The 24,839-nt window shown below is 62.4% G+C and carries 28 protein-coding genes; 14 read left to right on the top strand and 14 right to left on the bottom strand.

Annotation, left to right across the window (positions count from 1 at the left end; all coding sequences use genetic code 11):
• Positions 1-14 precede the first annotated feature (14 nt).
• From AC1DY7_RS05025 to AC1DY7_RS05005, 5 genes are all read left to right on the top strand, one after another.
• Positions 15-1,124, top strand: a complete 1,110-nt coding sequence (locus tag AC1DY7_RS05025) for an acyl-CoA dehydrogenase family protein (RefSeq protein ID WP_477492557.1) — start codon at positions 15-17, stop codon at positions 1,122-1,124.
• Positions 1,124-1,576 carry a MaoC family dehydratase gene (locus tag AC1DY7_RS05020; RefSeq protein ID WP_477492556.1) on the top strand — a complete coding sequence of 151 codons (453 nt, stop codon included), beginning with the start codon at positions 1,124-1,126 and terminating at the stop codon, positions 1,574-1,576. Before AC1DY7_RS05025 ends, AC1DY7_RS05020 begins: the two co-directional genes overlap by 1 nt.
• On the top strand, positions 1,573-2,739 hold the full coding sequence (locus tag AC1DY7_RS05015; RefSeq protein ID WP_477492555.1) for a lipid-transfer protein: 1,167 nt from the start codon (positions 1,573-1,575) through the stop codon (positions 2,737-2,739). The genes AC1DY7_RS05020 and AC1DY7_RS05015 overlap by 4 nt, the downstream gene beginning before the upstream one ends.
• An 11-nt stretch (positions 2,740-2,750) precedes the next feature.
• Positions 2,751-3,347 carry a TetR/AcrR family transcriptional regulator gene (locus tag AC1DY7_RS05010; RefSeq protein WP_477492554.1) on the top strand — a complete coding sequence of 199 codons (597 nt, stop codon included), beginning with the start codon at positions 2,751-2,753 and terminating at the stop codon, positions 3,345-3,347.
• Positions 3,348-3,465: 118 nt separating this feature from the next.
• Positions 3,466-4,026 (top strand): hypothetical protein, encoded by a 561-nt coding sequence (locus AC1DY7_RS05005; protein WP_477492553.1) that lies wholly within the window; start codon positions 3,466-3,468, stop codon positions 4,024-4,026.
• 6 nt (positions 4,027-4,032) lie between these two features.
• On the opposite strand, the gene AC1DY7_RS05000 is transcribed toward AC1DY7_RS05005, so the two are convergent.
• The 3 genes from AC1DY7_RS05000 to AC1DY7_RS04990 all read right to left on the bottom strand — a co-directional run bounded on the left by AC1DY7_RS05000 (position 4,033) and on the right by AC1DY7_RS04990 (position 7,131).
• Positions 4,033-5,256, bottom strand: a complete 1,224-nt coding sequence (locus AC1DY7_RS05000; RefSeq protein WP_477492552.1) for a cytochrome P450 — start codon at positions 5,254-5,256, stop codon at positions 4,033-4,035.
• Positions 5,253-6,473, bottom strand: coding sequence for a CaiB/BaiF CoA transferase family protein (locus AC1DY7_RS04995; RefSeq protein ID WP_477492707.1), 1,221 nt, complete (start codon positions 6,471-6,473; stop codon positions 5,253-5,255). Before AC1DY7_RS04995 ends, AC1DY7_RS05000 begins: the two co-directional genes overlap by 4 nt.
• Positions 6,474-6,564: 91 nt before the next feature.
• Entirely contained in the window at positions 6,565-7,131 is a 567-nt protein-coding gene (locus tag AC1DY7_RS04990; protein WP_477492551.1) for a nuclear transport factor 2 family protein, read from the bottom strand.
• A 69-nt stretch (positions 7,132-7,200) separates the two neighbouring features.
• Here AC1DY7_RS04990 and AC1DY7_RS04985 point away from each other — a divergent pair, with 69 nt between their 5' ends.
• Positions 7,201-8,829, top strand: coding sequence for a class I adenylate-forming enzyme family protein (locus tag AC1DY7_RS04985; protein WP_477492550.1), 1,629 nt, complete (start codon positions 7,201-7,203; stop codon positions 8,827-8,829).
• Complete coding sequence (locus AC1DY7_RS04980; RefSeq protein WP_477492549.1) at positions 8,826-9,086, top strand: hypothetical protein; 261 nt, start codon at positions 8,826-8,828, stop codon at positions 9,084-9,086. The genes AC1DY7_RS04985 and AC1DY7_RS04980 overlap by 4 nt, the downstream gene beginning before the upstream one ends.
• 151 nt (positions 9,087-9,237) lie before the next feature.
• Here AC1DY7_RS04980 and AC1DY7_RS04975 read toward each other — a convergent pair whose 3' ends face one another.
• The 6 genes from AC1DY7_RS04975 to AC1DY7_RS04950 all read right to left on the bottom strand — a co-directional run bounded on the left by AC1DY7_RS04975 (position 9,238) and on the right by AC1DY7_RS04950 (position 14,599).
• On the bottom strand, positions 9,238-9,585 hold the full coding sequence (locus AC1DY7_RS04975) for a hypothetical protein (RefSeq protein ID WP_477492548.1): 348 nt from the start codon (positions 9,583-9,585) through the stop codon (positions 9,238-9,240).
• A gap of 102 nt (positions 9,586-9,687) precedes the next feature.
• Positions 9,688-10,389 carry a hypothetical protein gene (locus AC1DY7_RS04970; protein WP_477492547.1) on the bottom strand — a complete coding sequence of 234 codons (702 nt, stop codon included), beginning with the start codon at positions 10,387-10,389 and terminating at the stop codon, positions 9,688-9,690.
• Between the two features lie 569 nt (positions 10,390-10,958).
• Positions 10,959-11,651, bottom strand: coding sequence for an alpha/beta fold hydrolase (locus tag AC1DY7_RS04965; protein ID WP_477492546.1), 693 nt, complete (start codon positions 11,649-11,651; stop codon positions 10,959-10,961).
• Positions 11,648-12,622 carry an LLM class flavin-dependent oxidoreductase gene (locus tag AC1DY7_RS04960; RefSeq protein WP_477492545.1) on the bottom strand — a complete coding sequence of 325 codons (975 nt, stop codon included), beginning with the start codon at positions 12,620-12,622 and terminating at the stop codon, positions 11,648-11,650. The genes AC1DY7_RS04965 and AC1DY7_RS04960 overlap by 4 nt, the downstream gene beginning before the upstream one ends.
• A 250-nt stretch (positions 12,623-12,872) precedes the next feature.
• The gene (locus AC1DY7_RS04955; protein WP_477492544.1) at positions 12,873-13,817 is read right to left on the bottom strand and encodes an NAD-dependent epimerase/dehydratase family protein; all 945 of its coding nucleotides are present in this window, start codon (positions 13,815-13,817) and stop codon (positions 12,873-12,875) included.
• Positions 13,766-14,599: an SDR family NAD(P)-dependent oxidoreductase gene (locus AC1DY7_RS04950; RefSeq protein WP_477492543.1), complete on the bottom strand. Its 834-nt coding sequence runs from the start codon at positions 14,597-14,599 to the stop codon at positions 13,766-13,768. Before AC1DY7_RS04950 ends, AC1DY7_RS04955 begins: the two co-directional genes overlap by 52 nt.
• 110 nt (positions 14,600-14,709) lie before the next feature.
• Here AC1DY7_RS04950 and AC1DY7_RS04945 point away from each other — a divergent pair, with 110 nt between their 5' ends.
• Genes AC1DY7_RS04945 through AC1DY7_RS04930 form a run of 4 tightly spaced genes read left to right on the top strand, consistent with a single transcriptional unit; the run spans position 14,710 to position 17,119 of the window.
• Complete coding sequence (locus AC1DY7_RS04945; RefSeq protein WP_477492542.1) at positions 14,710-15,351, top strand: fatty-acid--CoA ligase; 642 nt, start codon at positions 14,710-14,712, stop codon at positions 15,349-15,351.
• Positions 15,351-15,545: a (2Fe-2S)-binding protein gene (locus AC1DY7_RS04940; RefSeq protein ID WP_477492541.1), complete on the top strand. Its 195-nt coding sequence runs from the start codon at positions 15,351-15,353 to the stop codon at positions 15,543-15,545. The genes AC1DY7_RS04945 and AC1DY7_RS04940 overlap by 1 nt, the downstream gene beginning before the upstream one ends.
• Positions 15,542-16,300: an SDR family oxidoreductase gene (locus tag AC1DY7_RS04935; protein ID WP_477492540.1), complete on the top strand. Its 759-nt coding sequence runs from the start codon at positions 15,542-15,544 to the stop codon at positions 16,298-16,300. Before AC1DY7_RS04940 ends, AC1DY7_RS04935 begins: the two co-directional genes overlap by 4 nt.
• A 15-nt stretch (positions 16,301-16,315) precedes the next feature.
• Positions 16,316-17,119 (top strand): SDR family NAD(P)-dependent oxidoreductase, encoded by an 804-nt coding sequence (locus tag AC1DY7_RS04930; protein WP_477492539.1) that lies wholly within the window; start codon positions 16,316-16,318, stop codon positions 17,117-17,119.
• Positions 17,120-17,128: 9 nt separating this feature from the next.
• Here AC1DY7_RS04930 and AC1DY7_RS04925 read toward each other — a convergent pair whose 3' ends face one another.
• The 4 genes from AC1DY7_RS04925 to AC1DY7_RS04910 form a co-directional block, all read right to left on the bottom strand.
• The gene (locus AC1DY7_RS04925; RefSeq protein ID WP_477492538.1) at positions 17,129-17,971 is read right to left on the bottom strand and encodes an SDR family oxidoreductase; all 843 of its coding nucleotides are present in this window, start codon (positions 17,969-17,971) and stop codon (positions 17,129-17,131) included.
• Between the two features lie 249 nt (positions 17,972-18,220).
• Positions 18,221-18,535 carry a hypothetical protein gene (locus AC1DY7_RS04920; protein ID WP_477492537.1) on the bottom strand — a complete coding sequence of 105 codons (315 nt, stop codon included), beginning with the start codon at positions 18,533-18,535 and terminating at the stop codon, positions 18,221-18,223.
• A 22-nt stretch (positions 18,536-18,557) separates the two neighbouring features.
• Positions 18,558-19,619 carry an NAD(P)H-dependent amine dehydrogenase family protein gene (locus AC1DY7_RS04915; protein ID WP_477492536.1) on the bottom strand — a complete coding sequence of 354 codons (1,062 nt, stop codon included), beginning with the start codon at positions 19,617-19,619 and terminating at the stop codon, positions 18,558-18,560.
• A gap of 10 nt (positions 19,620-19,629) precedes the next feature.
• A complete protein-coding gene (locus tag AC1DY7_RS04910) occupies positions 19,630-20,796 on the bottom strand; it encodes a cytochrome P450 (RefSeq protein WP_477492706.1) in 1,167 nt (388 codons plus the stop codon).
• Positions 20,797-20,994: 198 nt separating this feature from the next.
• Between AC1DY7_RS04910 and AC1DY7_RS04905 the strand changes: the two genes are divergently transcribed.
• On the top strand, positions 20,995-22,068 hold the full coding sequence (locus AC1DY7_RS04905) for an NAD(P)H-dependent amine dehydrogenase family protein (protein WP_477492535.1): 1,074 nt from the start codon (positions 20,995-20,997) through the stop codon (positions 22,066-22,068).
• Here AC1DY7_RS04905 and AC1DY7_RS04900 read toward each other — a convergent pair.
• A complete protein-coding gene (locus tag AC1DY7_RS04900) occupies positions 22,060-23,205 on the bottom strand; it encodes an ABC transporter substrate-binding protein (RefSeq protein WP_477492534.1) in 1,146 nt (381 codons plus the stop codon). The genes AC1DY7_RS04905 and AC1DY7_RS04900 overlap by 9 nt on opposite strands.
• A gap of 40 nt (positions 23,206-23,245) precedes the next feature.
• Between AC1DY7_RS04900 and AC1DY7_RS04895 the strand changes: the two genes are divergently transcribed.
• Positions 23,246-23,878, top strand: coding sequence for a TetR/AcrR family transcriptional regulator (locus tag AC1DY7_RS04895; RefSeq protein ID WP_477492533.1), 633 nt, complete (start codon positions 23,246-23,248; stop codon positions 23,876-23,878).
• Positions 23,879-24,047: 169 nt separating this feature from the next.
• Positions 24,048-24,836 carry an SDR family oxidoreductase gene (locus AC1DY7_RS04890; protein WP_477492532.1) on the top strand — a complete coding sequence of 263 codons (789 nt, stop codon included), beginning with the start codon at positions 24,048-24,050 and terminating at the stop codon, positions 24,834-24,836.
• Positions 24,837-24,839 lie beyond the last annotated feature (3 nt).

The following is a 24,839-nucleotide window of genomic DNA, read 5'->3' as shown; positions in this document are numbered from 1 at the left end:
AAGGCGGAAAGCACATGGACTTCACTTTCACCGAAGAGCAGGAAACCGTTGGCAAGGTCGCGCGGCAGCTATTCGAGGCTCGCGCGACGCCCGAGCACCTGACCGAACTCGAATCGGGTGAGACGCGGTACGACGCTGCGCTGTGGGGCGAACTGGCGTCGTCGGATCTGCTCGGCATCGCGCTCCCCGAGTCGGTCGGCGGCAGCGGTGGCGGCTTCATAGAACTGGGGGTGCTGCTGGCTGAAGTGGGCTGGAGTGTGGCCCCGGTTCCGGTCTACCCGACCTTGCTCCTTGGTGCTGACACCATTGCCAGACACGGTGATTCCGAAACCCAGCAGCGTTACCTGCCGGGGGTGGTGGACGGCACCCTCATCCTCACCGCCGCACTCGCCGAGGTCGGCAACTCGAATCCGGCGGCGCCGCGCAGCACGACCGCACGGCGCGACGGCGACGACTGGTTGATCGACGGCGCCAAGAAACTGGTCCCCGCCGCGCAACTGGCCAATGCGATTGTCGTTTCCGCGGCCGCCGACGACGGCGCAGGCCTGTTCATCGTGGACACCGACGCTCCCGGTGTCGAGATCTCGCCCGTCGACACCACCAACGGGGAGCCGCACGCCGACGTGGCATTCGCGAACGCGAGTGCCCACCGCCTCGGTGGCGTCGATGACGGTGATGTCGTCGGGGCCCTGTACACCAGGGCACTGGTCGGTCTCTGCGCCATTCAGATCGGTGTCGCCGAACGGGCTCTACGAATCGCGGCCTCCTACACCGGGGAACGTGAACAGTTCGGGCGCCCCATCGGTTCGTTTCAGGCAGTGCAACAGCGAATGGCAGATGCCTTCATTGACATCCAGGCCATCCGCTGGACCGCATGGCACGCCGCATGGTTGGTCGCCGAGAGCAGACCTGCTGACAGAGAGGCGGCGATCGCCAAGTTCTGGGCCGCCGAAGCCGGCGCCCGCGTGGTAGCCACCGCCCAGCAGGTACACGGCGGCATGGGCATCGATATCACCTACCCCGTATCCCGTTACTACCTGTGGGCCAAGAACATCGAGCTCGCACTCGGCTCGGCCTCGCAACAGCTCGCTCGCCTCGGCGCCAAATACTCGGAAGGAAAATAATGTCCTCCACCGCAACACGAGAGGCGACTCTCGCCTACAACGCGGTCAACGTCGGCGATGAGATCACCCCGCTGGACGTGCCTGTCACGACCACCCTGATCGTGGCCGGCGCCATCGCGTCACGCGACTACATGCCGGTGCATCACGACCGCGACTTCGCCACCGGTCAGGGTTCCCCCGACATCTTTTTGAACATCCTGACGACGAACGGGCTGTGCGTTAAATTTCTGCACGATTGGGCTGGACCCGAGGCGATGGTGAAGAAGCTGTCGATCCGGCTCGGAGTGCCGGCATTCCCGAATGATCCGCTGCGTTTCACCGGTGGCGTCACCGGCAAATCGTCCGTCGATGGAGAAGGTCTGGTCGAGGTGTCGCTCAAGGGCACCAACAGTCTTGGTGACCACGTCAGCGGCACCGCGGTGTTGAGCCTGCTCGACGGAGTCGATGCGTGAGCAAGCTCGGCGGCAAGGCGGCAGTGGTGGGGATCGGGCAGACCGAGTTCTCGAAAGAGTCTGGCCGAACGGAGATGCAGCTGGCGTGCGAGGCGGTGAAGGCCGCCATCGACGACGCCGGTCTGCGCCCGTCCGATATCGACGGCATGGTTACCTTCACCGTCGATGAGAACGAGGAGATCGAGGTTGCACGCAATGTCGGCATCGAGAACCTGTCGTTCTTCACCAGGGTCCCGCACGGCGGTGGGGCGGCGGCCGGCACGGTGATGCAGGCGGCGATGGCGATCGCGACCGGAGCCGCGCAAGCCGTGGTGTGTTATCGCGCATTCAACGAACGGTCCGGGTTCCGGTTCGGTGGCGCCGGTCGCCAGCCCGGTGTCACGCCGCTGTGGATGGCCCCGTATGCACCGTTCGGATTCATGACTCCGGCCGCCTGGGTGTCGCTGCACGCGCAGCGCTACATGTCGACCTACGGGGTGACCAATGCCGACTACGGCAAGATCTCGGTGATCGACCGCAAGCACGCGGCGACCAATCCCGACGCGTGGTTCTACGGCAAGCCGATCACCCTCGAACAGCATCAACAGTCACGCTGGATCATTGAGCCGGTGGTGCGTCTGCTCGACTGCTGCCAGGAAAGCGACGGCGGGGTCGCGATGGTGGTGACGAGCGTCGAGCGGGCTCGAGATCTGCCGCAGCAGCCCGCGGTCATCACCGCAGCGGCCCAAGGAGCCGCCTACGACGGTGAGGTGATGACCAGCTATTACCGCGACGACATCACCGGACTGCCGGAGATGGGCGTCGTCGGTCACAAGCTGTGGCGCGATTCGGGACTCAAGCCTCAGGACATCTCCACGGCCTTCCTCTACGACCACTTCACCCCGTTCGTTTTCACCCAGCTTGAAGAGCTCGGCTTCTGTGGCCGGGGCGAGGCCAAGGACTTCGTCGACGTCGACGACCTGTCGATCGGCGGAAGAATGCCGATCAACACCAACGGCGGGCTGCTCGGCGAGGCATACATCCACGGCATGAACGGAATCACCGAAGGGGTCCGGCAGGTGCGGGGTACGTCGTACAACCAGGTCCCCGATGTCGAACACGTGCTGGTCACATCCGGCACCGGTGTCCCGACCAGCGGACTGATCCTGGCACCCGTCGATTAGTCTGGCGCTCGATGACACAAGCGACTGCCGCCGACACCCGAGAGAGCATCATCTCGGCGGCTTTCCGCTGCTTCCGTACGCGCGGTCTCGCCAAGACCACCATCGTGGATATCGCGCGGGCGGCCGATGTCTCCCGGAGCACATTCTATGAGTACTTCAAGGACAAGGAGACCATCGTCGAAGCGTGCGCAGAGGCCGCGTCTCAGCGCTTTTACCGCAACATGGCCAAAGCCATCGAACGGGATGCCGGCAGCACACTGGAGGCCAAACTCGTACGGGCGGCGGTATTCGTCTGCCAGGCTCGACGAATCGTCGAGCCTGAAGTGTACTTCGACCAAGAAGAAGTCAACATCATGCTGACGAAGAACGCCGCCACGCTGTTGCAGGAGTGCGCCGAGTTCATCGCCCCGTATCTGTCGGCAGCCCGGCACACCGGCGAAGTCCGATACGAACTCGACGTCGCGTCGGCATCGGAGTGGTTCGCCCGTATGTTGTTCTCGCTCTTCACCACTCCTTCTGAGCTCATTGATGATGACGAGTCAGTGAGTGAGTTCGTCCGGCCATACGTTGTACGGGGCTTTGCAGGAGAGCGGCCAGCCAAGCGCTGAGTCTGCCCCAGACCGAGGGCAGACTCAGCGTCTATGAGAATATATATTCTCAATTGTGCAATGATGCATTACTGGCGAATACACAGACAGACAGACAGACAGACAGACAGGGGTGACTATGAGCATGGCAACGGCCAGGCCCGACAGAAATACCACTCACCCAGAACCTGACTACGCCACCAGACACCGAATGGCAATCTTTGCAGGCAATGCCGCCGACATCGTCGGATTCGCCGGTGGGCTCATCTTCGATCGTGTCGGTGCGGGGTGGGACGTCAAGATCCAACTCGCCTCCGTCACTCCCGAGGACGAACGCTCGTTACGCATCCTCGGCATTCAGAGCCGCATGCATTCCGTTGGCTTCGATACGTCGCCTTGGCCGGATGTGCTGCTCATGAGCGCGGATGTCTACAGCGGCCAAATTCAGGCACGGCGCATGTTCAACACCGCCGCGCGGAAGCAGCACGCCGAGGTGGTGATGTGGGGTGGCGGCTGGCCAGACGAACTCGATCCCGGTATCGGTACCGTGGAGCACAGGCTCAGCACCGCCGCCCGAGCCTTCAAGGCGTATGCAATGGTCGCCGCGGGACTGGATGCGACGGTGCAGCCCGCCGAGCAGTTTCTCAGCGGCAAGCGCCGCTACCGCACCGCCGCGCCGCTGCTGCTTCCGCCGGCCTGACGGAGATCAGTCGAGCCGGCGTACCGGGACGTTGGACCAGCCGCTCACATTCGACATCGCGACGCGACGCAGACCGCTGCGGTCGACCTCATATTCGGGCAATAAGTCGAGCAGCGCGTTCAAGGCGACTCTGCTCTCCATTCTCGCCAGAGCCGCACCCAGGCAGCTATGAATGCCGTAGCCGAACGCGAGATTGAACCCCATCTTCCGCTCACGGTCGATATCGACCCGATCGGGATCAGGAAACATCCGCTCGTCGCGAGTAGCCGCTGCGGTAACCAGGAGGACCACGCTTCCCTGCGGAATGGTCTTGCCGTGCAGCCTCACATCGCGGGTGGCGGTCCTGACCTGATACTGAGACGGCGCCTGGTAGCGCAGTAGCTCTTCGACGGCCGCGGGTATCTTGCTCCGGTCGGCGCGCAATCGCTGCCACTGATCGGGAAAATCAGCGAACGCGACGACCGCGTTGCCGATCAGCTTCGTCACCGTCTCGGCTCCCGCACCGCCCAGCAGTGTGGCAAACCCCGCGATGTCGACATCGGTCAACTTCTCCACGACGCCGTCGCGTTCGATCTCGGTCTCGATGAGTCGACTGATCATGTCGTCACAAGGCCGTCTCCGACGTTGCTGGATCAAGTTGTAGTAGTACACCCCGGTGTTGATCGAGGCCTCGAAACCCTCAGCGGGGACGGCGATTTCGCCAGGACGGCGCTCCAGCAGGAGGTCCAGCCAGTGCCGAATCTGTTCGCGGTCCTCTTTGGGGACACCCAGCATGGTGGTGATGACCTCGTTCGGGAACAGCGCTGAGAAGTCTGCGACCACGTCGAAGGATCTGCTGTCGAGACGCTCGATGCGCTCGTACACTTTCTCGCGGACCGTATCCTCCAAGGCCGCAATGGCCCGGGGAGTGAAGACATTGCTGACGAGCTTGCGCATCTTCTGATGCTCGGGCGGGTCCATCGAGATGATGACTTTCGGCACCGGGATGGCGTCATCGTGGGCCTTCACCATGTCGAGTGTCGCGCCCTTGGCCGACGAGTACGTCTCATGATCCTTGGTGGCCGGTGCGACGTCGTCGTAGCGACTCAGTGCCCAGAAGTCCCACTTCCGGCTGTAGTAGACCGGTGCCTCGTTGCGCAATCGCCGGAAGGTGTCATAGGCGCCGTCGAAGAACTCTTGCGAGAAAGGGTCGAACTCCACCGGCTCACGAGACGTCAATTGCGCACTCATAGAATGGCTCCCGATTCTTTATACTTCTCTATGGCTTCCCACTCCAGACCCGCCGCCAGCAGTATCTCTTCGGTGTGCTGTCCGTGTTCCGGGGCGCCCGGCGGAACGACGGCTTGTTCATCGAACTGCACCGGATTGGTCGGCAGGACAAAGGGCGCGCCGTTCATCGTGGTGGTGTGCGCAACATAGCCGTTCGCGGTCACCGCAGGATCCTCGCAGAGTTCGCCGGGTGTCTGCACGATGCCCCACGCCCCGGTCAAGCCTGCCAGGGCCGCACGCCACTCGGTCAGGGTGCGTGTCGAGAAGACCTGATCCAGCAGTTCAATCAACGCCGAGCGATTCTCGTATCTCGAGGCCGGGTCGGCGAACCGCGGATCCTCGATCAGATCCGACAGTCCGATGGTGCTCATGGCCTCCGCGTAGAATCTGTCCAGTTGCAGCATCATCAGCTGGACATATCGACCATCCTTGGTCCGGTACGTCCCGACAAGCGGGTTGGGCGCGTCGGCATGGCCGTACTTCGGAATGGAAGTCCCACCGTGTATCTGACTGACAGCCACATCGGGACTGAGATTCCATGCGGCCAAGGCCAACAGCGAAACATCCACCACCGAACCGCTACCCGTGGTGGCCTTCTTGTACAGCGCGGCGGCAATCCCCCCGGCGATGGCCATACCTCCGAGTAGATCGCCGAAGGCCGGGCGTGAACGTACCAGTTCATCGCCGTCCTCGGTGAGCATGGTCGCTATGCCGCCGCGCGCCCAATAGGAGACGCCGTCATACCCTGGTTTATCCGAATCCGGCCCCTTGGGACCATGACCGGACCCCCTGACGTAAACGATTCCGGGATTCACCGAGCGTATGTCGTCGACGTCGATGCCGAGCTTCCTGCGGCGATCAGGTAGATAGCTGGTGAGGAAGACATCGCAGGACTTGGCAAGCTCACGGACGACCTCTTGCCCACCCTCGGTGCTCAAGTCGACACCGATGGACTTCTTACCGCGGTTCGGGATCTCGATCATGTAATTGACCGATCCCCCGCCCTCATCGACGATACCCATCGTCACGAGTCCGCGTTGCGGATCACCGCCGGTGCGCGGTTCGACCTTGATGACTTCGGCGCCCCATTCCGCCAGAACGGCCCCGGCCGAAGGTACGAACGTCCATGCCGCGACCTCCAGTACCCGGACTCCTTCGAGTACTCGTTGAGTGGAAATGGTGTCCTCCCTTTGTCTTTACCGGCACCCACCGTCTTGATAACAATCGTTTTCATCTGCGAGAATGGCAGCTGCAGGATGGTTTGTAAACTTACGGGAGTGATGACAGCCGGGCGGGCGCTGCCGGGTCGCCCCGTTCCCAGAATTCCCGCCAGGACGCCATCCTCTGCGGCATCGAGGAACGCAACAGCACATCATCCGGCCAACGGATGAAGTCTGGTCCGGGCCGTTCCGTCACGTCCACCGAGTACCACGGATGTTCACGGCGCTGGACGAAAAACCATTCACCGCAGCGCCGTTCGTAGACATCCTCGTAACGCATGGTGATCACATACCAGCCGTCACCTTGCTCGTGCTCTGCGCGGCAGTAGACCGAGCCGGTCGCGTGATCGTCATCGGAGAAGTCGAATTGGTGACCGCAGATCAGGTGCACACTGCGATAGAAACGCCGAAGCACCTGGTCGTACCACCGCTTCAGCGCCGGCCTACCGGCCCCCTCGGGGCCCGCATGCACATCGTCTACGAACAACGCCACGAGGGTGTCGATGTCGCGGGCGTCCAATGCCATCGCATACCGACTGGGCAACTGTGCCAGTGCGAGACCGGACTCGATGCTGTCGACGCGTCTCGCCAGATCCGATGTTGCATCGCCGCCCATCCTTGCAGTGTAAGCAATGATCTGCGTCAATGAGAACATTGATTCTCACATTCGGTATGCTCTATGCTCATGCCGTTCCCGTCGATAACCCCGACCATCCCCGCGCTGGTGCGATCAGCAGGCGCGCGATTCCGGGACAAGCCGTTCCTCATTGCCGAGGATCAGGTTCTGAACTATGCCGACCTCGATCTGCGGTCCGCTCGGTTGGCTTCCCATCTGCTGTCGATGGGTCTGGGCAAGGGCGATCATGTTGGGGTGTTGATGCCCAACAGCATCGAATGGGCAATCACCTGGTTCGCGGTCACCCGCATCGGCGCCGTGGCGGTTCCGCTGAACACGTTCCATAAGGCCGCGGAACTGGGTTGGACAGTACGACATGCGGATCTGCGCGCCATCCTGGCGTGGTCAACCTTCCGGAACCAAAACTTCGCCGACCTGCTCGAAGAAGCCTTGCCCGGGTTGTCCGCGCAGTGCCGTCCGGGTCGGATCACCGTGCGGTCGGCCCCATTCCTCCGCACGATCGCTGTGTGGGACGGTGCCGAGCGACCCTGGGCAGCGACGCTCTCCGATAAGCAGCCGGCCGCTGACATCGATGCCGACTTCCTGGTGGACGCGGAAGCATGCGTGACTCCCGCCGACGACGCGATGATCATCTACACCTCGGGCAGCACGGGCGACCCTAAGGCGCCTGTGCATACCCACGGCGTGCTGGTGCGCCATTCCTACAACCTGACCTTCTTGTACGGGGTGAACGGCGACACCGTGATGTTCACCTCGATGCCGTTCTTCTGGGTGGGCGGGCTCATCGCGGGACTGCACGCGGTGATTCACCACGGCGCAACCCTGGTCACCCAACCGGCATTCGACGCAGGCGCTGCGCTCGCGCTTATCGAACGTCACCGCGCCACGAATACGCTGGGCTGGCCACAGCAAGGGAAATCATTGGCCGAACACCCCGACTTCGGGAACCGGGACCTCAATTCGGTCGAGCGCACCAGCATGCCGGCCATGGTGGCGCCGGATCGACGACCGCAAGGGCCCAACGCCCTCGGCATGACCGAACTGTGCGGAAGTCACATCGGCGTGGACCCGTACATGCCGCAACCGCCCGATCGCGCTCAGACCGGGGGCTGGACGATGGAGGGCCTGGAACACCTGATCGTCGACACCGAGACAGGCACAGCGCTCCCCGGTGGATTCAGTGGCGAAATCTGGGTCCGCGGGCACTCACTCATGCAACGCTTGTACAAGCGGGAGCGTGAGGATGTCTTCACACCGGATGGCTACTACCGGACCGGCGATTGCGGCGTGCGATCCGACGACGGCTGGATCACCTTCACCGGGCGGCTGGGTGACCTAATCAAGACCAGCAGCGGAACCAACGTCACACCGTCGGAAGTCGAGCTTGCGCTCTGCGATTGTGACGGGGTGCTGGAAGCCTACGTTGTCGGCACCGAGGACGCCGACCATGGAGTCATCGTCGCCGCAGCGGTGGTGCCGCACGGCGGGACGGCCCTCGACGCCGAGCTGCTGCGTACAAGTCTGCGCACCAAACTCTCCGCCTACAAGGTGCCCAAGTACATCTGGGTCACCGATAAAGAACAGTTACCCTTCACCGCCACCGGCAAGGTGAAGAAGTCCGATCTGGCGGCTCTGTTGAGAGACCGCGTGAACGTCACGGAAGGCTCGGCTCCATGACGCGGGTCGCCGTCATCTCCACCGGGTGGATCAGCAGCGCGACAATACGTGCGATCCCCCGCCGCATACACCTCGACTTGGCCGGTGTATGGGCGCACAGCGCCGACAAGACCGGGCGCGATACCGACGATATCGTCGGGCCAGGAACGATCGGTGTCGCGACGACACACCACCTCGTCAACATCGTCGCACCGCACCCCGACTGGCACCCAAGTGGTGACCGCACCGAACTACACCTACCCGTCTCATCGAGGTGAACCACATATCGAGTGCGACCTGCGGCTGGATGTAGAGGTGTGTCGTCGATGCCGCACCCGACATCGACATCACTGGATCTCCCGATCACCCTGCCGCGCAACACGATAAAATCCGGCTAGGCCGTCAGCATGGGGTTGCCGCTCGAACGAGTTACGGCTGCCCGGGCTGGGCGGACTCCCGTGCCTCATGGATGCGCACGAGTTCCCGAAATCCCAGGCTCGGATACTTCGGAACCGGTTGGATACCCCAGTCGTCCTGGGCAGTCCGCTGGGCGCGGGCTTCTGGCGGACCGCCGAACGGCGGACCGCCGATCGGGTACGGCTGTTGGCACTCAAGGGTGTCATCGGAGTACCGGATTTTCAGAAGCTCACCGCAGATCTCGGTGAGCGACAACGTCGGCCACCCGTACCAGAGCGCCAGCGCCGGAACCGTCAGCGCACCTTCGATGACCAGGCCGAAGAGACAGACGAACAGTCCACGCTTGAGCCATGTGTGCATACGTGAGAATGGCGCCGTGGTACCGAGCGGGAGCTCCCTTACCTCGCCGCGGTCGCCTGCAACTTTCTCGCTCACTGTGTCCGCTTTCTCAGTATCAATGGGTCAGTCGGTGAAGACCTCGCGATTGACCGTGTGGAGGTACGGGATCGCAAGGAACGGAGTGATGTAGAAAATGTTGTAGAGCCACCATCCGATGACCGGGAATGCCGTTCCGGCATAACGAACATCGGCGTACATCGTCATGTTCAAGATGTAGCCGAACCAGGCGATGACACCGAACCAGCAGGTGACGATCATCCATTGGTGTCCCCAGCGCTTCATCTGCAGGAACGCGATGGCTGCCGCGATCCGCATCGGGAACACCACCACGATGCACACAATGATCCACGCCTTCTCACCTGGTGCGCCGGCACCACCGATCCAGAGCTCGTTGTAATGCCAGAAGTAGCCTCCGTCCATGAGATTGCCCCATGCGGTGAAGATGGTGCGGGTGACCAGCGCGTGATTGGCGAACACGTCCAAACCCCAGCCGATGCTGTTGATCGCCGCGTCGATAATGATGACGTAACCGATCAGGGTGACCATCATCGGCCGAACCGACAGGCCCGCTCGATCGGCCCGGCGGAACAGCACGACACCGCGGCAGAATATGGGTAACCCGATGGGACCGAGCACCAGCGTACCCATCAGGACGCTGCCGAGGATGAGCCATTTGTCAGCTTGCCGCTGGGCCAGCCGGCTGGCGTCCTGATGCTCATCCAACGTTACAAAAGAGCTGCTTCCGTTGGGTTTTGGGACGTTCATAGTTCCCTACCAGTCTTTGACGAAAAGCATCTGCAGCTGAATGAGGAACATCACGAGCAGCGCCAGGTAGATGACGATCTGGAAGACGATGAGCGCTCGCTTCCGGCGGCGGTCCTGTTCGTTCATCGCGTTTCAGAACGTTCCAATGTTGCCGAGCAACCAGTACCAGAAACCGACAACGCCGATCATCGCCCCCCAGGCAATGGCGAGCCGCACCAACTCGTGGAACATCAGGCCCCTCATTCATCCGCAGCACTGCGAGAACCCGTGCTACACGTTTCGAGAATGCTTATTCTCACAATATTGTTGACTGTATCCAATATGTCAATTGTGTTGTGCGGCGCCCACGGTGCGACGGAGTCAGAGTCGATTTCCATACGACCGTCGTTCTCCAGGATCGCCGGCGCCTCACGTTACCGGCACGCGGCTGACCCTCAATATCGGCGGCGGTATCCTCATGGTTGACGTGGTCACCCTCCGTCAGCCCTCCCGCGTTGATCGCGTTGCACAGGTAGGCGTCGATCTGTCAGCCACTGTTCTGGCGTCGCAATCGGCCGTCGGTTCGAACCTCACCCATCGGCCAGCACCTGCGCCAGCTCGACCGGCCGTGAGAAGAAGGGCGAGTGACCGCCGTCGAGTTCGATGAGCCTGGCACCGATTCGATCAACGGCATTCTGACGTGCCCAGGAATGGTCCACGGCGCGATCGTCGCGCAGGAGGATATATGTCGACGGCGTATCCGGCCAACTCGGAACCGGACACGGCTCCACGAAAACCGTGAACGACTGGTTGCGCATCTCATGGAAAGCGCGTTGCGCGAGATCTTTTGGGCAGTCATGGTAAAAGCCGTCGCGCACCGCCTCCCAGGTCAATCCGAACGGGCCGGTACCGCGCGTCTGCGGTTCAGGGAAGGTGATGGCGTCGGGATTGCCCGCGAGGTGGTCGGCGAAGGCGGTGTTCGGAACGGGCAGCAGGCCGCCGACAAACACCAGTCGGTGTACCGGACGGATGGTTGCGAGTACCGGCAGTACCAAACCAGAGATCGAATGCCCTACCGCGATCACGTTGTGATCGGCCGGGCCAACGGCATCGTCGATCGCGTCGGCCGCCACCCGCGCCCACTCCACGGCGCCGGCCGCGTCCACGTCCACCGGCAGATCCGGGGCCACCGTGCGGTGCCCGAGTCGGTGCAGTTCATCGCGCACCATGTCCCAGCACGACCCTCGATGCATCCCTCCGTGCAGCAGCGCGAAGAGAGTCATCGGTTGGCCGCCGTGGCCTCGGCCGCGACCGCGCACTGCAGATATGGCCAGGCCAGGGCGGGCGGCAGCCCGCCGCAGAGCGGATGCAGCGCCAGTGGGCGGCCCGTCCGCAACTGCGCCACTGCTTCGTCATGGGTGAAGATGGCATAGGCACCTGGCGAATCTCGCAGTTCTTCAATCGATTTCGCTCTGGTAATACTCGCCACCGAATCGTCACCTTGGCGGTAGGACGCCGCCATCCGGGCGTCATGCAATAGGAACGGCCCGAGCTCCGCCCAGGCGGCGTCGACGTCGTCGGAGACGAATGCGGTGGTCGGTGCGACTGCGTCCGGAAAGACTGTGGGCCCTGGCTCATGACCGTGCGCCCGGGACTCGGTTTCGAACAGTTCGAGTAGACCCGGCGGATTGGCCTGGGCCACGAAGCCGAGGCCGTGCCGGGCGGCCCGTTTGACCGCGGCAGGACTGGCACCGGCGATCGTCACCTGTGGTGATTCGACAACCTGCGGCGTAACGTGAATCCGCCTGCCGGCATGTGTGACCGGCTCGCCCTGGAGCAACTTCAGCACGAGTTCAACATGGGTATCTGCCAGCTGACCGCGGACGCGCGGGTTGATGCCCATGTGCTCGTATTCCTCGTCGCGATGCCCAATACCGAATACGTAGGAGACCCTGCCGCCACTGATATTGTCGAGCACAGCAATGTCCTCGGCGAGGCGCACCGGGTCGTACAGCGGCAACACCAATGCGGCCACCATGATCGAAATTCGTTCGGTCCGCGCCGCGACGGCCGAAGCGAGCACCAGCGGTGAGGGTAGATGACCATCGGTGGCAGCGTGATGCTCTGACAAGATCACCGCCACTCCGCCGCGGTCCTCCGACCACGCACACATATCGATAGCCGCCGAATACAGATCCCGAAACGGCGCACCGTCGTCCCCGGATGAGCGCATGTCGAACCGAAGCGTGAACATCAACAAACTCCCTGCACCGGAAGAACGGTCACCGTCTGCATGCTTCCTTGGAGGCGGTCCAACAGTGCGTGCACCTTCACATTCGCGTACGGGAGGTGCTGTACACGGCCATGATGAGAAGGACATGCGTATGACCGGCTCGCAGTACCGGCCCGGCGGCTTCGGTGGAGTTGAAGATGCCCGCCCGCATCCTGGTCAACTGAATTATCCCGTTGATCGGGAGCCCAGGGGATGCTCACCGCAGTCTCCTCTATGTCGAGCGGTAGGTGTGCACCGCCTCGCCGATGACCCGGCGCACGTCTGATCGGCGGTAGCCGAGCAGGGCGGTCTCTTCCGGCGAGGGCTCATAGGAGATGACCGATCCGCGACCGCCATAGATCGTCGAATCTGGGAGCAGCGGGTGCTCCCTGTCGATGATCGGGGGCGCTTCCTTGCCCAGCTGTTCGAAAAAGGCACCGAAATACTGTTGGTAGGTCCAATTTTCGTCGCCGACGAGGTAGGCGTGCCCGCCTTTGCCGCGCAGAATGGCCCCTTCGATGGCTTGGGTCAGAGAGGTGGTGGTGATGTAGTTCGTACCACCGGGAGGCGCGAAAACCTCTGCACCGAGCAGGCCCCGGGCGTAGTGAACACAGGCACGCAAAGCCGGCGACTGCACACCGGGTAATGGCCCGACCACCACAGGCGCATTCACGCTGATCGCACGGAATCTGTCGTCGCTCAGAGCCCGAACTCCCTCGTCAGCCAACTGGCGCGACTTGATGTAGGGGTCGGTATCCACCATGTGGGGTGCTGCCTGCGGGTAGTAGCTGCCGACATTGATGAAAGCCGGCACGCCGGCGCGCTTGGCAGACGCGGCAAACCGCGGCACACCTTCACTGTTCGCACCGGTCCAGTACTCGTCTCCGCTACCTTGCGGTTTGTGTCGCACATCGTTTCCGGCCGCGAAAACTACGACATCGAATCGGCCGAGCAGATGCTGCGGAACGTCATCGGCGACGTAGTCGACACGCTCAAATGCAAACGGCACCATCGGGCCCCGTTGCGGGACGCGGCGCCCGGCGATCGTGACATCGTGACCGGCCGCCGCGAAATGCAATGCGGCGTCTCCCCCGATAACACCGGCGCCACCGACTACGAGCAGCTTCATTCGGCGGGCCGAGCGCTGTTGCCGACGATGACCGGCATATTCGTCCAACCACCCCGATCATCGCGATACCAACCCGCCGCGGCCAGCGCTCCGCCGTCAGCGTGGACCACGGTTCCCGAGACCCACGACGCCAGCGGACTGGCTAGGAACAGCACGCAACCGGCGATGTCATCGGGCGCCCCGAAGCGACCGAGGGGAATCCAACTGGGTATGCGATGACGTTGTGATTCGTGGACGATGCGCTGGATCGGCACCTGCGCCGTGTCCGTGGTCTCCGGCGCCACGGCATTCACCCTGATTCCTTCGGGGCCCAACTCCAGCGCAAGGCTCATGGTGAAGCCGGTGATCGCGGCCTTGAAGGCCCCGTACACCGCCAGGTTCGGTACACCGCGGAATGCCTCGATCGACGAGACCGTGATGATGCTCGCGCCGCCGCCGGCAGAACGTAGGAGTGGAATCGCTGCTCGCGTCACACCGAAGATGTGCCCAAGATTGTTCCGATATACATCGGCGATCTGTTCGTCACTGAGCTTCTCGAATGGCGTGGGGCGTGTGATGAAATGACCGACATTGTTCACGAGAACGTCCAACCGACCGTATCGTTCGGCGACTTGGTCTGCGAGAAGCTTCACGGCGCCAGAGTCGGTGGCGTCACCGGTGACGACGAGGGCACCGGGCCCCAATTGTGCTCGCAACACTTCGGCACGCCTGGGGTCGATCTCCAGAACCACCACTGTCCCACCATGCTCCGCGAAGCCGAGTGCCGTAGCCCGGCCGATACCCTCACCACCCCCGGTTACCAGTACGACCTTGTCAGCGAAATCGATCATCCTGGCATGCTCCATTCGTCAGCCGTAGGGTACCCCGTCAGGCGGTATACGAGAATATAAATTCTCATATGCGAGAATAGTCCGTACATCTACGACCAGGAGGCAGGGCAATGGCTCGCGTTGCGGTTCGCGCATACGTCTTCGCCGTCGAATTCCGGGTGTCCGACGCAGAGCACATCCGGCCCATACTGGAACGCCACCGGGAGAGTCTGATCGATCTGGGCGCGCGGTATGCATTCGTGTATGAATCCATCGTCGAGCCGGGTCGGGTGCTCGTCGTCATCGGTATCAGAACAGAACAGCCGCTGCTGAACCTGCTCCGGTCCAGACACTTCTTCAATTGGTTCGACGCGGTCGGAGTGACCGACATCCCCGCAGTATTCGCCGGCTCGACCATAGAACGATTCGACCTCGGCGAAGCGCCCCCACCGGGAAAGGAATTGGTGGTGGCGGCCGTCACCCCGGTTGAGAACGTCGAAGATTTCCTAGTCCTCGTACGTGACTCGTTGGCCGGCTTCGCACAGGCCGGTATTCACAGGACCCTCGTCTACTCAGCTTTCGACAGTCCCGGTGAGGTGATGTTCCTGCAGCAACTGGCCGACGAGAAGCAGGCCCTGGGCTGGACGGAGAGGTCCGACATCGCATCCACCTGGCTGGCCGCAGCCGGCATCGGCGCATATCCCCCGGTCTTTGTCGGACGTTTCGTGATTGCTATGCGGATGGCCGACTCCGGCATGCCGGGAATGCGCTGATGTACGTGTGCCTATGCGTCGGCGTCACGAATGATGCTGTCGCACAGGCTGTTGCCACCGGTGCGAGGACCTGTGGCGCAGTGGCCGATCTGTGTGGCGCCGGAGCTGAGTGCGGACGGTGCCGTCGCACCATTCGGTCGATCATCGATTCAGAACACGCATCAACCACGTGCCAGTTCAGGAGAAAAATATGAGTGACCGGCATTCCAGTGTTTCGGGTGTGCGCATGTTGATCATTGGAGCATCTTCTGGCATCGGCCGGGCACTCGCGCGTGCGGCCGGCGCCAGGGGCGCGACTGTCGCACTCGCTGCCCGACGAGTGGAATTGCTTGAGCCGCTCGCGCGGGAGTTGGGCGGAACCGCGCATGAGCTCGATGTGTCTGACTCGCAGGCCATCAGGGCCGTAATCAACGAAGTCGCAGCGGGCTTCGGCAAAATCGATGCCATCGTGTTCACCAGTGCATCGGTGCCGTTCGCCTTGATCGAACACACCGACGCCACGACCTGGGTGCATGCCTACGCCGTCAACGCGGTCGGTGCATCGCATGTCCTACGATCAGCCCTGCCACACTTTGCCGACGATGCGGTCACCTTGATCACTTCGAGCCATGACGTCGGGCGGCCTCGCGCCGGCGTGGCTGCCTATCACGCCAGCAAAGCGGCCCTGAATGAGATTCTGCGGTCGTGGCGCGCCGAACACCCCGAGCTGCCGGTGATTCGAGTGAGTGTGGGGCCCACCGAGGGAACCGAGATCCTGCGCGGCGCCGATAGAGATCTGCTCGCCGATCTCTACCGAGCCTGGGCCCAGGAGGGCCAGATTCCCGCGCGAATGTCGATGGTCGAGGATGTCGCGAACACCATGCTGTCACTCATAGCCGCGGCAAGGGCGAACCCGTCGGTGATCAGCGAGATCGTTCACCTCGCTCCGCGCGCACCGAGAACTCGATAGAAAAGGACAGCTCGCATGGATCTGGGTTTCAGGGGTGCCACCGCTGTGGTTACAGGTGGCAGTAAGGGTATGGGCCTCGCGATCGCGGAATGCCTCGGCGCTGAAGGAGCGGCAGTCGCGATCATGGCACGCGGGCGCGACAGCCTGGACTCGGCGGCCGAGCGTATCCGAGCGGCCGGAGCTTCCGATGTTCTGGCGATCAGCGCCGACATGTCCGACGCCGAGTCCATCGCAGCGGGATACACCATCGTTCAACAAGCATGGAACTCGCTGAATGTACTGGTACACACTGTGGGACCTGATGCAGGTACCTTCGAAGAGCTCGACGACGATGCCTGGCACGCTGCATTCGATCTTGGCACGATGGCGGCAGTGCGATCGGTACGCGCGGCATTGCCTATGCTCCGTTCCGCCGACTGGGCACGCATTGTGACCTTGTCCGCTCACTCCATTCAGCGGCAGAGCCCCGGCTTGGTCGCCTACACGGCCACAAAAGCGGCGTTGTCCAGCTTCACCAAGAACTTGTCGAAAACCCTTGGAAAAGAAGGCATCCTCGTCAACTGCATATGCCCCGGCACGATCGTGTCCGCAAGCTTCACCGAGACCTTGCGGGACGTGCTGGCCGCCGAGGGCCTCGACTCAGCCGATCCACATGACGTGATGACGTGGGTGGAGCAGACCTACGGCCATCCCTGCGACCTTGGACGCGCCGGCACACCGGAGGAGATCGCTTCGGTAACCGCATATCTCGCGTCGCGTCGCAACAGTTATGTCACAGGAGCCACCGTCAACGTCGACGGCGGCTCCGACTTCGTCTGACTGACACGGTTAGCCCTTCTTCGCCATCTGGTCAGCGGCGGTGTCAGCCCACTGCGCGTTGTGACGTCCCATCGTCATTGCGCCGCTCCAACCGCCGTCTGTCCACAGCACTGTTCCGCCTACGTAACTCAGCCTTGGGCTGCCCAGACAAACCAGCGGCCACGCCTGCTCCTCAGCCGTCGAGTAGCGTCCGACAGGGCCGACCGCGTCGTCGACGGTTTCTTTGCCCATGAGATCCTGGAAAGCGGGCATCATGGCCGTCTCGGTCGGACCTGGATTGATGCAATTGATCCGGATGCCGTTGCGGCCGAGTTCTGGGTACCACCAACCCACCCAGGCGTCGATGATGTACTTGGAGTACGCGTACCCGCTCCAAGACCACTTCTTCTCGTTTGCCGCCAACCACTCCACCGCGGCGTCGTAACCATCAGTCTCGAGCAGGCCAGTGATCACCTTGATGTGGTCCTGCCAACCGATGGCCGCCGACGAGGAGATCACACTGATGGCCGATCCGATCGCCATTTTCGGCACCAGGCACTCAGCGAGATGCCTTGCTCCCACGAAATTGACCAGAATGGTGTCCCATTCACTGAACGGCGGGCCAGGCAGGCCTGCACAGCTGAACAGACCGTCGATCGGCCCATCGATCGAAGCGGCGACCTCCTCGATGTTGGGGCGGCTGCGCAGGTCGATGGTCAACGACCGGTCGACCTCGACGGTCGTCGGCTTGATGTCAAGCGCGGTCACCTGTGCACCCAACTCAGCAAGGATGCGGGCGGTCGCTTCCCCCATGCCCGATGCGGCACCGGTCACGACAACGGACTTACCGGCGTAGCCCAACAGATCTTCCATAGCGACATTCCTTCGGGCTCGTCGAGAATTGGAGAGTGAAGATTTCGAGAATTGACGTTATCACTTGGATTGGGCTGTCGCCATTAGCCTTCCCGCCGCTGGGCGAGATCCAGAGCGCACCCGGATCGGTGGGTTACGGAAATGGTCGCAACTTGCTTGGGCGTTCACCCGTATACCGATATCGGCGGCGAATACGTGCCGATGCAACTGACAGCGAACTCGCGTCGAAGAACGCTCGAGGTACTCCCATCACCCGCCCTCAGACGCGTCGAAGGCCATCGCGTCGAATATCGATCCGGGTACTAGAAGTCCTGCCGTGTCGGTGATCTCGTTCAGATTCGCCGCGACGTCCTCGGCGCTGAGGCTCCCTGACCGACTGGTCCAGCCACGTGTCACGCCGATCTGCAATGCAGAAACCCGACCCTTGAACGCGCTGAGGACCGTATGCGTCTGTGTGCACGTCTCGTTCGCCAGATACGCCACTACCGGCGCCACCTGGTCGGCGCGCAGAGTGTTCAGAAACGCCCGCCCGTCGACGGTTTCCGCGGCCTTCGGTACCGACAAGGATGACGCGCAGCGGCATGGTCTAGGTCTCCTCGAGGACACGGTTGGCCCAGTGCGGTACGAACGGCATGATGGTCGACAGGTCGTAGAGCCCAGGTGTGGCCGAGAGCACCGCCGGGATGGCGTTGATTGCGTGCATCGCCGTGGCCAGGCAGCCCTGTTCAGCGTGATCTGCGTCTTGCGACCCGATCACAAGGTGCAATCGCATATCGGGCTCTCCGGTAAAGGTCATCTCGTAGCCGATCTCCGTCGGCCAGTCGGGCGCGATATCGTCGGCCATGCGGGTGAGATGCTCGACTTCCAAGGTGGTTTCGCCGCAGTCGACGACGACGCCGAAGCGCATGGCAGCAACCGTGCCTGCTGGAATCTCGCCGGCCGCAACGGTCAGCGACCTCGGCGTCGTCGCAACTTCGCGAAACCCCTCAACCCCGCGAATCTGAAGGCCGAGCGCCTGCGCGAGCACGGTCGCGCTGCCGATCCATGCACTGGCGGCGTACTCGGTGTTGGTGAGTAAGGGCGTGGTGTCCTCGGGTGGAAAACCGAAGCCCATGGCATTGAAGATCAGGTCGTGACTGGCGTACGTGGAGTAGTTCAGCACCTCGCGCACGCTGATGCGCTCCGTGCGCTCGGTGAGCCGCGCCAGGATCGGCCCGAGTGACTCGGCGATGAAACCTGGATAGAGTCCCAGTCCGAGAAACGTGGAGTGACCTGCTCGGCAGGAGTCTTCGATACCGCTCGCGAGTGACTCGTGCAACGACCTCGGGTGGATGAACCGGCTCCCGGTCGCCACCACATTCTTCCCCGAAGCCAGCAGGTCGCACACGTCGGTGAAACAGCCTTCGGTATCGGTTTCGACCTTGCCCATGTAGAGCACGAGGTCGGCGTCTGTGGCGATCACCGCCTCCCGATCATCGGTGGTCAGGAGACCGACCGTGGACGATCCACACAACTCGCCGGCATCGATTCCCGCCTTTGCCGGGTCGTACACCCGAACCCCGACGAGCTCCAGATCTGGTCGCCTGACCACATGTCGAAGCGCCATCATGCCGGTAACCCCGGTGGCCCACTGAATTACGCGTGTCATCCCGTTTGCCCTAGTCCCAGATCACGTCGAGGCGCGGCGGTGACCGGAACATTGTGCCGGAAACATAGGGCGGCGGAGCGGCGGGGTCGAGCCGCAGATTCGGCAGTTCATCAAACATGGCGTTGAAGATCTTCATGCTCTCCAGGCGTGCCAGGTGCATACCGAGGCAGACATGCGCGCCATGCGCAAAGCCGATGTGCGGCTTGCGCTCCCGAAAGATATCGAAGCGATCCGGTTCTTCCCAGCGCGATTCGTCGCGATTCGCGCTACCCAGACTGAGCATCATCGTCGCACCCCTGGGGATGACCACCCCGCCGAGCTCGGTATCGCAGGTCACCTCACGCATGAAGTTCAGCAGGGGGGTCTCCCAGCGGATGCCCTCTTCGATGGCCTGAGGCAGCAGGCGGCGATCGTCGCGGATAGCATCGAGCTGATCGGGATGCGTCAGCAGGGCCATCGCCAGAGTGGCAGTGGACCGCGAGGTGGTCTCGGCGCCGGCCGGCAACAGGTTCCGCATGAAACCGTAGATCTGCTCGTCGGACATCCTGATGCCGTTGACCTCCGCCGAGGCGAGGATCGAGACCATATCGTCCTGCGGGGACCTGCGCTTCTCAGTGAGGATGCCGACGAAGTACTCCTTCATCTCCGCAGAAGCTGCCAACGCCGTGTCCATGTCGGCCCGAAAGCCGAGCATGTCGATCGCGAGCCGGTGGAACCAGAGCACGTCGGAGTCGGGGAGCCCGAGAAGGGCGGCGATCACCCGTACCGGAATCGGCATGAACACAGCGTCGACGATGTCGGCATGCTTGGAGTCCTTGAACCTGGCGATCGTGCTGTCAACCAGCGGACCGACGAGTTCGGAATCCCAGCGCTTCATCGACGACCGTGCGAACGCGAACTCGTGCAGTTTGCGGTAGACCGCGTGCTCGGGCTCCTGCATCTCCAGGATCGTCGGGCCCTGGAGCGGTCGCACGACATCCTCGTAGCACCGCGTGCTGAAGGTGGTGTTGTCGGTGAATACCGCCTTCACGGCGTCGAACGAGTAGGCCGTGAATGTCTGTGGACCACCACCCACATTGCCGATCATGCCCATCTCGGGCCAGCCGACATGCACCGCCGATTTCGCGCGCAATTCCTTGAGCAACGGATATGGCGTGGCGTCACCGTTTCCTCCCATACCCACGTTGAACCTGTCCTGAGCATCACGAATGCTCTGTTCCAGTTCCTCCACAGTTGCGTGTTGGGCCACCTGACCACTCCTTCACTACCGCAGCGACGGTTTCAACATCCAGACTGTCGGTTGTCAACGTACATGATGTAGGTTGATCCGCACCAGGCACCGACGACCGTCGAAAGCACAACCAGGAGTGTTCGATTGGCAACACGAGTAGTTCAGTGGGCGACCGGAGCTGTCGGACGTGCGGCACTGCGGGAGATCGTCGAGAACCCAGGTTTCCAACTCACCGGCGTTCTGGTCTACGACCCGGCCAAGGACGGAGTGGACGCGGGCACGCTCTGCGGTCTGCCGGCGACCACCGGTATCTCCGCGACCAGCGACAAAGAGCGGATCACAGCACTGAGACCCGATGTGGTGGTGCACACCGCCAGCAAGGCTCACGCGGTCGAGACCAATGCCGAGGACATCTGCGGCTTGCTCGCAGCGGGCATCAACGTCATCTCGACGACGTCGTACAACCATCTGCCTACCTGCGGTGCGGACGTTGAGGCCGCATTCGCCGCGGCGTGCCGCAGCGGAGACTCCCGTTTCCACGCGGCAGGTGAGAATCCCGGATTCATGTTCGAACGTCTTGTTGCAACAGTCACCGGCTTGAGCAAGACCATCGATAGGATCGATCTCTACGAAGCCACCGACGTGTCGTCCGTCGACAGCCTGCCGATGCTGGTCGACTTGATGGGTATGGGCCGGCCACCTGAAGATGTCAGCATCGACTCGCCGATCATCAAGAAACTGGACATGGCGTACCGGCAAGCGCTCAACGGCACGGCAGACGTGTTGGGCCTCGAACTGGAGCGGATCGACGTGTCGGTGGACGCGACGACGCTACCGCACGACATCGAAGTCGCAGCCGGCACCATTAAGGGGGGAACCGTTGTCGGTCAACGATTCTCATGGATCGGTCATTGGTCTGGCCGGCCGCTGCTGGCAATCCACGAGGAGTGGATACTGACACGGAACTTGCCCCAATGGGGATTGCGCCCTCTAGAGCCCGGCCAGAAGGCTCCGTTGATCCGCGCGGTGATCGACGGTAATCCGAGTTTCGAGCTGCAACTCGACGTGGGAGGAGAAAATGCCACCCCGGGCGGGATACCGACCATGCCGGGTCATCTGATGATCGCGATGAGCGCGGTCCGTGCCATCCCGTATGTACTGGCCCGACCCCCCGGGATAGTGACCGCGCCGGTGTTCGGCGCCATCCAGTTAGCCTGACGCCACTCCGACAGCGCGGGCGATGTTCTCACTGGGAGCAGCATGAAAGACGTGCGCGGTGCCGTCGGGAACCACCCGGCGGGCCACCAGATAGTCAGACCCCAGCCAACCCTGCCGGATGTAACGGCCGAAGCGCAGAAACGTACCCGGCGCCCCGCTTGCCGACGGAATCAACTTGACCTGCTCGATCCCGTTCTTGACACCTTCGCCGGTCAGCGGGCGGGCCGCCTCCAGTCCACGAACGATCACCGTTGCCGCATCATGCGCCAGCCCTGGCATTGAATGACCGGGGCGCCGAGCATATTTGGCGTGAAACCTGTCCAGAAACCGTTGACCGACTGCGTTGCGTTCGTCATAGCTATCCAAACCTATCCAGCCGCGCAGGTGGCGCATCCATTCATCACTGACATGCGCCATCTCGAAGGCCGTGGTGGTGTAGCGTGGCGGATCCCAGCCGGCGGCCAACAAAGCGTCGGAGAACCCCCACAGGCCATGCCCGAAGCCGACATGCACCAGCGCATCGGGATCGGTGACACGCAACTGTTCCACCGCGGCCGCCTTGTCTGCCTCCACCTGCGGTATCGCCACAGTCGCGACGACAGTGAGGCCGGCTGCGGCGTAGGCCTTTTGGGAGAACGCCAGGTATTCCTTTCCGATCAGCGAGTTTTCGTAGGCGATGGCGATCCGCGAGCGACCGTCGCCGATCAGCACCGCGGCCAGCATGACCGGCTCCTCTGCCATCGAGCCGTTGTTCAGCGCAAAACACCACTCACCGAGTGCGCCCTCGGAGCCCGACAGCGTGATGATCGGAGTACGCGCCGTGGCATCGACATGAGGGCGAAGCGGTACCACGTTGTCCGACACCCATGGCCCGAAGATCGCCAAGCAACCTTCGGCAACCAGTTCGTCAAAAGCGTTCTCAACGGCGTGGTAGGTACCGTTGGGCAGGCCCACGACATTTCGTTGGACGATCTCGACCGGCCGATCAATGAGCCCCTCCGCCAGCGCCTCCTCCATCACCAGAGTCAACGCGGCGAGAGTGTCGTTATCGGTATCCCCCGATGTCGGATAATCGTTGAGCAGACCCACTTTGATCGGCGCGACCAAACCATATGCGCGAACATCCTCGTCAGCCATACGGTCAACATACATCACGAATGTTGATAGGATCGCCGGCATGGCACAGCGTGGAGGCACCGACGATGAACGCCGAGAACGGGGCGACCAGACCCGGCGCAACCTCATTGACGCTGGCCGCGTGCTGTTTGTCGAGAATGGCTATTTCAACACCAGCATCGGTGATCTCGTCACGCTGTCGGGTGTGGGTACCCGCGGGGCGTTCTATCACCATTTCAAGGACAAATCGGAGCTGTTCCGGGCAGTGTTCGTGGAAGTGGAACGGGACCTGACGCTTCGCTCCTTGGCATCACCGCCGCCGGGCGCCGATCCCTGGGAGCGACTGAGCGCAGGACTGCATGGCTTCCTGGCCGCAGCGGTCGAACCCGAGGTGCAGCGCGTCATGCTCATTGATGGCCCGGTGGTTCTGGGGTGGCAGTTACTTCGTGAGATCCAGGAAGAGAACAGCATCGCCCTCATAGACGAGACGGTTCGCGCGGCCATCACCGAGGGCAATATCGACGACCAACCCGTCACCGAGCTGACACACATGCTTGTCTCCGCCGTCGAGGAGGCCGCACTGCTTGTCGCGCACGCACGATTTCCGAACGAGGCACGTGACCGCGCCGCCAAGGTGCTAGACCGCCTACTCCAGACCTTCATGAATAAGGAACGAAAGACGTTGCATAACTGACACTTACAAGATGTACAGTGCGCTTTGATGACTGTGTGTAAATACGCATTTCCATAATCGCATATAGTTGCTTCCACTTGATGATAGTTTCGCTCTCTGAAGCTGAGGAGACCCATGTCGTCCGACCACCACGCCACCCGCATCACGCGGAGCATCGGGGCGAAGCCGCATGCCTGATATTTCCGGACCGCGCGTTGCGGTCGTCGGCGCATCGGCCGGCCTCGGACGTTGCATCGGCATCGGGCTCGCCGCCAAGGGCGCCCGTGTCGCCTTCCTCGCCCGGCGACACGACCGGCTCGTCAACGCCGCGAAAGAAGCGGGCAACGGCGCGGCCGCAGTCATGTGCGATGTCACCGACTCCACTTCCTGCGAGTCCGCCATGACAGAGGTGGCCGAAACCTTCGGCGGCTTGGATGCGATCGTCTATACCACCGGGATGGGTATTCTCGCCCCGCTCAAGGACATTCGGGCCGATCAGTGGGCGCAGCTGTTCGCGACCAACGTCACCGGCGCGTCTCTGACCACCGCCGCAGCGGCACCGTACCTGGCCGAATCAAACGGATCCGCTGTGTACTTGTCCTCGCTCAGCGCGTCATACACCAGCCCCTGGCCGTTATTGGGAGCCTACGCGGTGACCAAAGCAGCCCTCGACAAGCTCGTGGAATCCTGGCGTATCGAGCACCCCAACATCGGATTCACCCGACTGGCAGTGGGCGACAGCTTCGGCGGTGAGGGCGACTCGCAAACCGAGTTCAATAAGAACTGGGACCCCGAAGCCCTCGAGAAGGCGATCCGACTCTGGATGGAACGCGGTGAGATGCAAGGGGGCCTCGTCGACGCCGGCCACCTGGCTGACGTCGTTCACTCGGTACTCATCTGCGGCAACAGCAGTTTCATCCCGTACCTGACGCTGGCGCCCCGCCCGTCCGCGGCGGTCAACGAACTCCGACATTGGTAAGGA

The organism is Mycobacterium sp. P2_H7 (assembly GCF_056403275.1).
Note: the sequence above shows the minus strand (reverse complement) of the source record. Positions and strands in the feature narration are given on the sequence as shown.

Bases quoted from the DNA above. Each gene is read 5' to 3' on its own strand.
- AC1DY7_RS05025 (WP_477492557.1), top strand. From the start codon at position 15: ATGGACTTCACTTTCACCGAAGAGCAGGAAACCGTTGGCAAGGTCGCG.
- AC1DY7_RS05020 (WP_477492556.1), top strand. From the start codon at position 1,124: ATGTCCTCCACCGCAACACGAGAGGCGACTCTCGCCTACAACGCGGTC.
- AC1DY7_RS05010 (WP_477492554.1), top strand. From the start codon at position 2,751: ATGACACAAGCGACTGCCGCCGACACCCGAGAGAGCATCATCTCGGCG.
- AC1DY7_RS05005 (WP_477492553.1), top strand. From the start codon at position 3,466: ATGAGCATGGCAACGGCCAGGCCCGACAGAAATACCACTCACCCAGAA.
- AC1DY7_RS05000 (WP_477492552.1), bottom strand. From the start codon at position 5,256: ATGAGTGCGCAATTGACGTCTCGTGAGCCGGTGGAGTTCGACCCTTTC.
- AC1DY7_RS04990 (WP_477492551.1), bottom strand. From the start codon at position 7,131: ATGGGCGGCGATGCAACATCGGATCTGGCGAGACGCGTCGACAGCATC.
- AC1DY7_RS04985 (WP_477492550.1), top strand. From the start codon at position 7,201: ATGCCGTTCCCGTCGATAACCCCGACCATCCCCGCGCTGGTGCGATCA.
- AC1DY7_RS04980 (WP_477492549.1), top strand. From the start codon at position 8,826: ATGACGCGGGTCGCCGTCATCTCCACCGGGTGGATCAGCAGCGCGACA.
- AC1DY7_RS04975 (WP_477492548.1), bottom strand. From the start codon at position 9,585: ATGCACACATGGCTCAAGCGTGGACTGTTCGTCTGTCTCTTCGGCCTG.
- AC1DY7_RS04970 (WP_477492547.1), bottom strand. From the start codon at position 10,389: ATGAACGTCCCAAAACCCAACGGAAGCAGCTCTTTTGTAACGTTGGAT.
- AC1DY7_RS04965 (WP_477492546.1), bottom strand. From the start codon at position 11,651: ATGACTCTCTTCGCGCTGCTGCACGGAGGGATGCATCGAGGGTCGTGC.
- AC1DY7_RS04960 (WP_477492545.1), bottom strand. From the start codon at position 12,622: ATGTTCACGCTTCGGTTCGACATGCGCTCATCCGGGGACGACGGTGCG.
- AC1DY7_RS04950 (WP_477492543.1), bottom strand. From the start codon at position 14,599: ATGATCGATTTCGCTGACAAGGTCGTACTGGTAACCGGGGGTGGTGAG.
- AC1DY7_RS04945 (WP_477492542.1), top strand. From the start codon at position 14,710: ATGGCTCGCGTTGCGGTTCGCGCATACGTCTTCGCCGTCGAATTCCGG.
- AC1DY7_RS04940 (WP_477492541.1), top strand. From the start codon at position 15,351: ATGTACGTGTGCCTATGCGTCGGCGTCACGAATGATGCTGTCGCACAG.
- AC1DY7_RS04935 (WP_477492540.1), top strand. From the start codon at position 15,542: ATGAGTGACCGGCATTCCAGTGTTTCGGGTGTGCGCATGTTGATCATT.
- AC1DY7_RS04930 (WP_477492539.1), top strand. From the start codon at position 16,316: ATGGATCTGGGTTTCAGGGGTGCCACCGCTGTGGTTACAGGTGGCAGT.
- AC1DY7_RS04925 (WP_477492538.1), bottom strand. From the start codon at position 17,971: ATGGAAGATCTGTTGGGCTACGCCGGTAAGTCCGTTGTCGTGACCGGT.
- AC1DY7_RS04915 (WP_477492536.1), bottom strand. From the start codon at position 19,619: ATGACACGCGTAATTCAGTGGGCCACCGGGGTTACCGGCATGATGGCG.
- AC1DY7_RS04910 (WP_477492706.1), bottom strand. From the start codon at position 20,796: ATGGGAGGAAACGGTGACGCCACGCCATATCCGTTGCTCAAGGAATTG.
- AC1DY7_RS04900 (WP_477492534.1), bottom strand. From the start codon at position 23,205: ATGGCTGACGAGGATGTTCGCGCATATGGTTTGGTCGCGCCGATCAAA.
- AC1DY7_RS04895 (WP_477492533.1), top strand. From the start codon at position 23,246: ATGGCACAGCGTGGAGGCACCGACGATGAACGCCGAGAACGGGGCGAC.
- AC1DY7_RS04890 (WP_477492532.1), top strand. From the start codon at position 24,048: ATGCCTGATATTTCCGGACCGCGCGTTGCGGTCGTCGGCGCATCGGCC.